Here is a 10,434-nt window from a genome sequence, read left to right on the forward strand (position 1 = left end):
AAGGTAACGCTTTTACGCCATCGCCGGTCACTTGCCATGCTCAATCCGCGTATCAAGCTGCGTCACTTGCAGGCCTTCCTCGAGGTCGCCAAGCGGCGCAGTTTCGCGCGCGCCGCCGATAGCCTGGCGATCACCCAGCCGGGCATCTCCAAGGCCATTCGCGAACTAGAGGAGAGCGTGGCCGCGCCGCTGTTCGAGCGCACGCCGCAGGGCGTGGCGCTGACCCAGGCGGGGCTCACCCTGCTGCGCCATGCCGGGCCGGCGCTACGCGCCCTCGAGGAGGGTGTGGGAGCGGCGAGTGCCGCCCAGGGCGGCGGCGAGTGGCTGCGGGTCGGGGCGCTCTCCACGGTGGAGAGCCAACTGCTGCCGCGGGCGATCCTGCGCTGGCAGGCGAGCCTCGACGCCCCCGAGAGCGGCGTCAAGGTGGTCACTGGGGCTAGCGCCTACCTGCTCTCGCAGCTGCGTGCTGGCGAGCTCGACCTGGTGGTGGGGCGCATGACCGAGGCCCGCGAGATTCACGACCTGACCTTCGAGCACCTCTACTACGAGCCGCTGCTGCTGGTAGTGCGCGCCGGCCACCCGCTGGCCGGCGTCGCGCCGCTCCCCGCCGAGCGCCTGAGTGAGCTGGCGTGGGTGCTGCCGCCGCCGCAGACCACCCTGCGCCAGCGGGTCGACAGCTTCTGCGTGCGCCACGGCCTGGGCCTGCCCGGTCGGCGCCTGGAGACCCTGTCGCTGCCGATCAGCCGGCGCTACACCCTCGACAGCGACGCGCTATGGGTCGCCCCGCGGGAAGCCGTCGCCGATGACCTCGCCGCCGGCCTGCTGGCCGAGCTGGCGCTGCCGCTGGAGGCCCAGGGCGGCTCGGTGGGCTTCTGCCGCAATGCCAGCCTGCAGCCCTCGCTGGGGCTGGAAGCCTTCTGCGAGGCGCTGCGCGAGGCGGCGGCGCAACATCGATAGCCATAACCCATAGGTTATGGTGGTGCCCCGAGTCGTCAATTGGCAGCCCTGCGGTGAAGCGCCACACTACTGGCCAACCCGCGGCATGGCCCGCGATCTACGCCAGCAGAGGGCTTTTCGCCATGCAAGACGACAACAAGCGCTATGTCGAGCGCGACCGTAACTGGCATCCGCCGGCCTATGCGCCGGGCTACAAGACCACCGTGGCGCGCTCGCCGAACCAGGCGCTGGTCAGTCTGCAGCGGCCCAGCGTCTCCGAGCTCAGCGGCCCGGACTTCCGCGCCCTGCGTATGGGACCCCACGACAACGACCTGCTGATGAACTACCGCGAAGGCCAGGACGCCCTGCCCATCGGCGAGCGCATCATCATGTTCGGTCGCGTGGTCGACCAGTACGGCAAGCCGGTGCCGCACACCCTGGTGGAGATGTGGCAGGCCAACGCCGGCGGCCGCTATCGTCACAAGAAGGACGCCTACCTGGCGCCCCTCGACCCCAGCTTCGGCGGTGTCGGCCGCTGCCTCACCGACGACGACGGCTGGTACCGCTTCCGCACCATCAAGCCCGGCCCCTATCCCTGGCCCAACGGCATCAACACCTGGCGCCCGGCGCATATCCACGTCTCGGTGATGGGGCCGTCGATCTCGACCCGCCTGATCACCCAGATGTACTTCGAGGGCGACCCGCTGATCCCGATCTGCCCCATCGTGCAGACGATCAACGACCCGGACGCCGTCGAGACCATGATCGGTCGCCTCGACATGGCGCGCAGCCGGCCCATGGACTGCCTGGCCTACCGCTTCGACCTGGTGGTCCGCGGCGAGCTGCAGACCTACTTCGAAAACCAGTGACGGGAGAGACCGCCATGCAACAGCCCAATAGTGTCGGTACCCGCGATCTTATGCTGCGTGAGACCGCCTCCCAGACCGCCGGCCCCTACGTGCATATCGGCCTGGCGCTGGATGTCGCCGGCCTGCCCGAGCGCGACGAAGAGATCTGGAACCAGCTGGCCAAGCCCGAGGCCGACGGCGAGCATATCGAGGTGGTCGGCCAGGTAATCGACGGCAATGGCGACCTGGTGCGCGATGCGCTGATCGAGGCCTGGCAGGCCGATGGCCAGGGCCATTACCAGCCGGCCTTCGATCTCAAGAAGCCGTTCAACAGCTTCGGCCGCACGGCGACGACCGCGGTGGGCGACAGCGAGTGGACTCTGACCACCATCAAGCCCGGCGCGATCACCCGCGGCGATGGCAAGACCATGGCACCGCATATCAACCTGGCTATCTTCGCCCGCGGTGTGAATATCCAGCTGCAGACGCGCCTCTACTTCGAGGATGAAGCGGACGCCAACGCCGCTTGCCCGGTGCTCAGCGCCATCGAATCACCGGCGCGCCGCCAGACGCTGATCGCCAAACGCGAGGAGGTCGACGGCAAGGTGCGCTACCGCCTCGATATTCGCCTGCAGGGCAAGGGCGAGACGGTGTTCTTCGATTTCTGATCACTGGCTCTCTGATCGGTGCGCATCGGCGCCGATGACCTGACGTCTCTTCTACCCCGCACCGCGTCCCGCAGTGCGGGGCTTTTTTTATTTGTAAGCGATTTCCTACACCGCTATAGGCGAACGCCCACAGATACCAGCGCCTGGGATTGGTATCCTTGCCGCACCAAGCTTTCTATTCTGCTAATAAATCAATAGACGGCATGTTCCAGACGCAGGGAGGCGTGATGGCCAGCGCGAGCGGATTGCAATTCACCTTGGGCTTGCCCGGTGTCGAGGACGTGGCGGTGATCGACTTCACCCATCGTGAGCGGCTCTCCGCGCCCTTCGAGCTCAGCGTACGCTTCGCCAGCCGCGACGGCGGCCTCTCCGCCGGCGATATCCTCGACCGCGAGGCGACCCTGACGATCTGGCAGGATGGCGAGGCGCTGCGCCTTATCAACGGCGTGGTCAGCGAGTTCGGCCGCGGCGATAGCGGCCACCGCCGCACCTTCTATCACGTCGAGATTCGCCCCGCGCTGTGGCGCCTTGGGCTGCGCCACAACTCGCGCATCTTCCAGGAGGTCTCGCCGCTCACCGTGCTCAACACCCTGTGCGACGAGCACGACATCGCCGATATCGCCTTCGCCGCTACCCGGGAACCGGAGGCGCGCGAGTATCTGACCCAGTACCGCGAGACCGATCTCGCCTTCGTCCAGCGCCTGGCCGCCGAAGAGGGGCTGTTCTATTACCACGAGTTTTTCGGCACGGACGACACGGACGACACGGGCGACGAGGGCGATGCCGGCCACCGCCTGATCTTCGCCGACGCGCCCCAGGTGCTGCCCCACCTGGGCGAGCGCCGCTATCACAGCCGCGCCGGGGGCACGCCGCCGCAGCGCCATGTGCGCAAGCTCCGCCAGGTCGCCCGCATCGCCCCGGCCAGCGCCACCCTCAAGGACTACTCCTTCAAGAACCCGAGCTATGGTCAGCTGCACGACCACGCGGCCGATGGGCTGGAAGCCCACGGGCAACGCGCCGACTACGAACACTACGACTACCCCGGCCGCTACAAGGCCGACGCCTCCGGCGAGGCCTTCACCCGCATTCGCCTCGACGCGCTGCGCCAGGACGCCAGCACCGCCGACGCCGAGAGCGACCTGCCCGAGCTCGCCCCGGGGGCCCGCTTCACCCTCACCGACCACGATCTCGAGACGCTCAACCGCGACTGGCAGGTGATCGGCGTGGTGCATCACGGCGAGCAGCACCAGGCCCTGGAGGAGGACGGAATCTTCCAGGGAGACAGCCAGAACGAGGGGCGTGGCGGCATGACCCGCTACCACAACGAACTGATCCTGATGCCCGACGATCAGGCCTGGCGGCCCGTGCCCAACCCCAGGCCTCGGGTCGACGGCCCCCAGGTCGCCTTCGTGGTCGGCCCCGAGGGCGAAGAGATCCACTGCGACGAGCACGGCCGGGTCAAGGTGCAGTTCCCCTGGGACCGCTACGCCGAGCCTGACGATACCGCAAGTTGTTGGATCCGTGTCGCCCAGGGCTGGGCCGGCGGCGGCTACGGTAGCATCGCCATCCCGCGGATCGGCCACGAAATTATCGTCTCGTTCCTGGAGGGCGACCCGGATCAACCGCTGATCACCGGGCGCACCTACCACGCCGTCAATACCGCGCCCTATGAACTTCCGGCGCACAAGACGCGCACCGTGATCCGCACCCAGAGCCACCAGGGCGAGGGCTTCAACGAGCTGCGCTTCGAAGACCAGGCCGACCAGGAGCAGATCTGGCTGCACGCCCAGAAGGACCTGGAACTGCTCACCAACAATGATCGTACCGAAGAGATCGGTAACGACAGCCATCTCAAGGTCCACCACGACCGCATCAGCGAGATCGACAGCGACGACCACCTGACGGTGCACGGCAGCCGCCACACCCAGGTCGACGGCGACGACCACCTGATCGTCGACGCCACGCGCCACGAGAAGTACGGCCGCGCCCAGCTGGTCGACGCCGGCCAGGAGATCCACCACAAGGCCGGCATGAAGGTGGTGATCGACGCCGGCGCCGAGATCACCCTCAACGCCGGCGGCAGCTTCGTCAAACTCGACCCCAGCGGCGTCACCATCGTCGGCCCCAGCGTCAAGATCAACTCCGGCGGCAGCCCAGGTTCGGGCTCGGGCCAGGCGGCCCAGGGCCCCAAGCTGCCGCAGGAGGTGGAAGGCGCGCCGCAGTTCACGCCGGTGGAGGCGCCGCAGCACGCCGCGCTGTTGCAGCAGCAAGCACTGTGTCCGGTATGCGAAAAGGGCAGTGACGGGTGACGAGCATGCTGCATTGGCCACTGACAAATGGGCTGCTGGGCGGCGAGTGGTGCTGGCCCAGTGAGCACAAGGTGTATCTGCTGCTCGACGGCGTGCGAGTGCAGGACTTACCGCGTCGGCTCTATGAATGGTCGGCAGGGCGCTTGGAAGCGGATCTGCTGTATGCCGGTACGCCCTGGTCAGACGTCAACGACGTCTCGCCCTGGCTGGTACAACTCGCCGGGCCAGAGGACCCCGTCTTGCGGCATTTTCTGGAGGATGGCCTCGCGCCGGAGTGGGGCTATCTGATCGTCAGCGAGTCCGACCTCGCCGAGCTGGGCGATCATCTCCGCGGCTTGATCCAGGTCGTGCACCCGGCGGGCATTCCGCTGCTGCTACGGCTGGCCGATCCGGCGGTGATCGCCGCGCTGCTCGAGCCGGAGAGCTCACCTGCGCAAGTGCCCTGGGGGCCAATGCATTGCCTGCTTGCGCCGGACGCGGTGGCCGAGGAGTGGCGCTGTTGGTCCCCCACGATGACCGATGCAGCCCCCGTCTCGCTGGACCATGCGTATCGACTCTCGGAGCCGCAGCTCGAGCGACTGCGGGCATGTGACCTGCGCCGCGATACACGGCGCCTGATGGCCTTCGTGGATCGGCACTGTGGCGATTGGCTGCCTGGCACCGGAGGGCAGCAGCGTCATGCCCAGCTTGCCGCGATCATCGCTGAAGCGCGCGATCTCGGCATCAACACGCTGCGCGAGTGGGCGCTGCTATGCACCCTGATGGCCCGTCTCGACATTACCACCTGGCGTGATGGCGCCACCGATACCGCCGCCTACCGCTGGCTCACGGCGCCGCATCTCAGTGCTATCGAGCGTCTCGAGGCTGCCCTGCAAGCGGCCAACCCTCCTCAATCCCCCGTCATGACATAGGGAGCCTGTCATATGTCCGCGTTCGAGCGACCCACCGATGACCGTGAAGACGGCGCCCTGGCCGCCTATGAACTCCCATGCCGCGACCGTGACGATGGTGGCAGCTGCCCATTGCTCAACGGTAAGGTGCAACTGCTGCCGCTGCGCTACGGCCTCGTCGAGGAACTCGAGCCGGAATGCTCCACCCCTTATACCCTGAGTGCCCGGCCGCTGGGGATTCGCCTGCTGCGCAATGGCTATCTCTATGTGCTCGACGGAGAGACCAATGAACTCGACGAGTACGTGTTTAGTGAGCAGGGCGATAAGATCACCGGCGGCCAGCTCAAGTACGACACCGACCGTACCCTCTACGTCTGCTTTTCCGAAGTAAAGTGGACCGACGCCAAGCGCGCCCAGGTGCTGGAAAGCGAAGACGACCGCGACGCCTTTATGCAGGCTGTCGACCTCTCCGGCGCTAACCCCGTGTCCGGTGGCGGTGAGCATTTGATGACCACGACCCAGGCAGAAGCGTGGGTCGCGGAATTCGCCGAAGAGGCCGAACGGGAGCAGCCCGAAGACGGCCACGAGCAGGAAGGCGAGGCCTACCACTGGGAAAACGACCACTACTACCACAAGACCCGCCTCGGCAAGCTGCTCAAGCAGCATAAGGTCGAGGATCGCGACGCGTGCCTGTGCCTGGTGGTACGCGACGACATCGGCGTCATGCGCGACCTGGCCATGTATCAGGACAACGTGGTGGGGTGGATCGAGGAGTGGACGGAGGAGCAGGAGAAACGTACACAGCGAAATTATGTGCTGGGCTGTTATATCGAGTCCATCACCCAACTGACGGCAGAGACGCTGGAGTCGCTGGCGCCAGGTGAAGAAGGCTCGCCGGAGTTGGCGCTTTGGCAAGACCTGGAAGCACTGGAGGAGCCGAACAGAGAGCGTACTCGGCAAACGCTGCTCGACTACCTCAACACGGAGCAAACCCTGCCGCGCTCCTATGACCCCGATTTGCCGGACGAACTAAGAGAAAGACTGCTCGAGGTAAGTCCGGACCCCAGTCGAACCAATGCCTCTAAGATCCAGCAGAACCAGGAGCGGGAAATAAGCCGCTATTACGCTAGCGACGCCCTTGCAGACGCCAATAGTGAATTTGTCGAGCGGCATCTGGATACCTTGATCGACCTCAAAGAGACCAATAATCGGCGCGTTCGCGATATTCTGGAAGGGGCCTCCTTCGGCCAGCGCGGGGTCAACGACCTTATTCGCCGTGGCGAGATGGATCAATTCCTGGAACAGCAGCGGCCCAAGCTCGCACGCTGGAATGCTCTGCTGACCAATATCAGCCAAGATCGGGTCGAGATGCTGTGCTCCAGCCGCTTTCACTTGGCAGCCTGGTATTTTGACGCCGACAGTGAAGACCAAGTTAAGAAAGCGTTCTCGGCAGAATATGCCTGTACGCGGGATATCTGCCGGGACGATGACGTCATCGAACGCATCAAGCAGTGGCTCACCGAACACCCCGAGTATGATCGCCCCCTCTTTCATACCCGTAGCCTGGAGGAACAAGCAGCGCTGATAAAGGACTACACGGCGCTTATTTCCGCGGGATACGGCATTCTGAATCACCTGGACAGCTGGGTGGATGAGCTAAAAGGCGCCGAAAACGGCAAACTGCCCGACCTGACAGAACTGCCTGACAATATTCGACCCTTAGCAGAGGGAGCCAGAACCAACCTCACGCCTGCCGTGGGTGCCGGCTTGGCCAGGATCATGGAACAGCTGCAACAGACGACGGGGCAGGGTGATTTTGTCATGCCCGACCTCGAAGACCTGTTCCGCCAGCTTGATCCCCCCGCTGTCTGGGCGCGTATCGTCGATGCCGCCAAAGAGAACGGTGCGCGCTTTGTCTTCTCGACAGAGAGCCTTGAAGAGCTGATGGACCTGGTGGAAGAGACCCTGGCCCTTCGCCAGCGTCTCACCAGCTTGAACAATAGAAGGCGTCAGGCGAGCGGAGCCGAACGCGATCGGTTGAGTGGTGAGCGCCGAGGTGTGCAGGCACAGTTGGATGCCCATGAGCAGCGCTTGGCTGCTGCGCTAAGCCCGGTCGGCGACGTGGGGGCAGACGATCTTACCCTGTCGGAAGGCGACAGCGGCCGTGCTGGCCTGGTGCTGGAGTTCGATGATGCCGGCAAGGCCGTGGCGGTCGGCAAGCTAACCAGCAATCTTAGGCAAGGGATCTACCGTGCCCCGCCAGCAGGACTATTGGGCGATGGTGTTGGGCTACTGGTGTTTATTGGACAGGCGGTGGGGTTATGGGGGGCTGTAAAGGTCTTCCAAGAAGCACGGAGTAGCGAAGATAATAGTGAGAAAGTGCAAGCCTTTATCAGGCTGTCAGGTTCGGTTTTAGCAACGTCGGCAGCAGGATTTCTTGCGGCACAAAGTATTGGTGATACCGCGCTTCAGACACAGGCACGTGCCTTAGCAAACGCTGCCAACGCCAGTCGTTCAAGTGGCGTAAGTGCTCAGTTAGGACGAATGCACTTTGGTCTAGGGTCTATAGGGTATTTTGTCGGATTTTGGGTTTCTGGGTTTAGTTTGAATAATAATAGAAGTAATTGGCAGGATGCGGTGCGTAGTGGCAATGGCAATGCTCAAGGGGCCGCGGCGATAGCAATGGTAGGCGATGCCGGCTTAATGGGCGCGCACGGTTATGGACTCTATTCCACCATCAGCACACGCCTCGCTGTTAGGGGAGGAATGACATGGGCAATGGCAGGCCCTCAGCTGGCGTCGGCCTTTTGGCGTTTTAATGCCATTGGCCTGGCATTTTCGGTGCTGCAGCTTGGCGGCACCTGGCTCTATAATCGCCACAATATCAGCCAGCACGATCAATGGCTGTTGGCCTCACCCTGGGGAACCGAGGAGGGCAATGAATCCCTTGAACATTATCTCAGTGAGCTAAGGCGTATCAGCCAAGCCGCCCATATTACCTTGGAAGAGGTCTATAAAGAGAGCTGGCGTCCCAACTGGACGCGTCGCCCCGATCACTATCAGGTTGCGCTGCATTTACCTGGACTGTCCCCCGAGGCACTGCAACCGCCACTGGTGGGCCAGGCACCAGTCCGCCTTTCGCTCAAGGCCTGGCAGGTACAGCCTGTAAAAATCTGGCAGCGTGAAGGTACGGTACGGGCACCGGAGCATTGGCTGGAAGCGACTACCGAGCTGGCAGCAGCGTTGGCGTTAGAGACCGATGCCGATAAGGGTCATGTGGTGTTATCGGGGCTGGCGCCGGACCACCGGCAGACCCCCCATGGCTACGACACCGAGCACTGGGTGGTGGGGGTGCGCCTGGAGCACCTCGATGACGAAGGAAACTATCAGGCAAGCGACGTCTATATCTATATCGACCCGCGCGGTGGGACCGGGAGCGGCAAGCGCTATACCCCCTCGGCGTTTCCCCGTCGAGGCGATCCTGGGAGCTGGTATGCTATCTCCGACTAGACGGCTAAACCTGACAAATAAATAGGAATTTGACTATGAGTAACAAGGGGCCGGATTTGCCGCAACCTGAGCTATCTCAGCCTCACCATGCAGGTGACGTGGAGGCGATTCCTGGGGGCCGTATTACCTATCTGGCGCCACTGCCCTTATCGACGGGTCAGCCGCCTCTGGATATGAGCAAGGCCATCAGTGAGCTTAACGATACTTGGCTGGATGTCGGGGGGGGCTGGCCAAGTGTTTCTATATGGCAGCTTATGATAAGTACGTGGTTTGGGTTTCTTCTCTTATGCCTCGCAGGCTTTCCAATAATTATTTGGCTTATTATACCAGATATCACAATAGATGAGTTTTCTCTATTTTATAAAATATTTTTCTGGTTAGGAACACTCGGCGGATTGGTTCCATTGCTGATAATGTACTTAGGCTATTATTCTGGCATAAAGCGCTTGAAAAACAGCATCCCCGTCCGCTTTAATCGCCAGCGCCGGGAAGTCTGCTTTACCCTCACCGATACGCAAGAAACCGTTTACGTGCCTTGGGAGTCCCTGATGGCCTGGGTGGTAGAGGCCCGCGGTGCCACCCAGTACGGCGTACAGCAGCAGTACGGCATGGGCGTCGGTTATGCCCACCCGGAGACGGGCCAGTGGCTAAAGCTCGAGTACATGACGGCGGGCCTGCCCCTGGCGATCAGTAATTGGGAAGCGATCCGCGCCTATATGGAGTATGAGGTCCACTCACTGCACGAGATCCAGGACCCTCATCTGCCGCGTGGCAAGGACGATCCCCCCTGGGAGGGCGTGCATACCTTGCGCAATGCGCGCCGCCGGATGCGCGAGCGCCGGGCCAAGGGGGAGGTCGGGCCGATCTTTACGTTCTTCTGGTATGCCTACCACGTTATCGAGCTATGGAACCTGCCCGGCTACCTGACCGAGTGGGAAGCCAAGCGGCTGATGAAGAGCCGTCCTAAGCTGCGTCCGGCGGAGGTGGAGGAGTGGTCGAAGCCCCTTCCCAAAGATCAGTGGGCCAAGCCCAGCGATGAGCTGGTCAGGCTCTCCGCAGAGGTGCGGCGGATCCGGGAGCGCGACCCGCAGCGTTCCGTCGAAGAGGTGTTCGCTGAGGCATATCGGAAGGAAGGGAGCGAGGTCTAGTCCCGGGGCGATGACCCTAGGTTTTGTACGAAAAGTCGGCACGTAGGCAACGATCTATGCAAGCCAGGCATACCATGGCGCGAAAGCTGCGGGCCAGCTTGTCATAGCGCGTGGCGATTCGCCGT

At 63.2% G+C, this 10,434-nt stretch carries 7 protein-coding genes and 1 pseudogene; 7 read left to right on the top strand and 1 reads right to left on the bottom strand.

The genetic code is table 11. From position 1 onward, the window contains the following. Positions 1-36: 36 nt before the first annotated feature. The 7 genes from pcaQ (at position 37) to IEI94_RS08920 (ending at position 10,309) form a co-directional block, all read left to right on the top strand. Positions 37-957 carry a pca operon transcription factor PcaQ gene (gene pcaQ, locus IEI94_RS08890; RefSeq protein WP_191166962.1) on the top strand — a complete coding sequence of 307 codons (921 nt, stop codon included), beginning with the start codon at positions 37-39 and terminating at the stop codon, positions 955-957. Positions 958-1,079: 122 nt separating this feature from the next. Further along, a complete protein-coding gene (gene pcaH / locus IEI94_RS08895; protein WP_095622647.1) occupies positions 1,080-1,805 on the top strand; it encodes a protocatechuate 3,4-dioxygenase subunit beta in 726 nt (241 codons plus the stop codon). 14 nt (positions 1,806-1,819) lie between these two features. Continuing rightward, complete coding sequence (pcaG, locus tag IEI94_RS08900) at positions 1,820-2,452, top strand: protocatechuate 3,4-dioxygenase subunit alpha (protein ID WP_191166963.1); 633 nt, start codon at positions 1,820-1,822, stop codon at positions 2,450-2,452. 227 nt (positions 2,453-2,679) lie between these two features. Then, the gene (locus tag IEI94_RS08905; RefSeq protein ID WP_191166964.1) at positions 2,680-4,761 is read left to right on the top strand and encodes a type VI secretion system Vgr family protein; all 2,082 of its coding nucleotides are present in this window, start codon (positions 2,680-2,682) and stop codon (positions 4,759-4,761) included. Positions 4,762-4,766: 5 nt separating this feature from the next. Continuing rightward, positions 4,767-5,672, top strand: coding sequence for a DUF4123 domain-containing protein (locus IEI94_RS08910; protein WP_191166965.1), 906 nt, complete (start codon positions 4,767-4,769; stop codon positions 5,670-5,672). Positions 5,673-5,684: 12 nt separating this feature from the next. Then, positions 5,685-9,161, top strand: a complete 3,477-nt coding sequence (locus IEI94_RS08915) for a toxin VasX (RefSeq protein WP_191166966.1) — start codon at positions 5,685-5,687, stop codon at positions 9,159-9,161. Positions 9,162-9,709: 548 nt separating this feature from the next. Then, on the top strand, positions 9,710-10,309 hold the full coding sequence (locus IEI94_RS08920) for a hypothetical protein (RefSeq protein WP_191166967.1): 600 nt from the start codon (positions 9,710-9,712) through the stop codon (positions 10,307-10,309). 16 nt (positions 10,310-10,325) lie between these two features. On the opposite strand, the pseudogene IEI94_RS08925 reads toward IEI94_RS08920, so the two are convergent. Next, positions 10,326-10,434, bottom strand: a pseudogene (locus IEI94_RS08925) (IS5/IS1182 family transposase); the annotation flags it as partial.

Source organism: Halomonas sp. ML-15 (genome assembly GCF_014779595.1).
GTDB lineage: Bacteria > Pseudomonadota > Gammaproteobacteria > Pseudomonadales > Halomonadaceae > Franzmannia.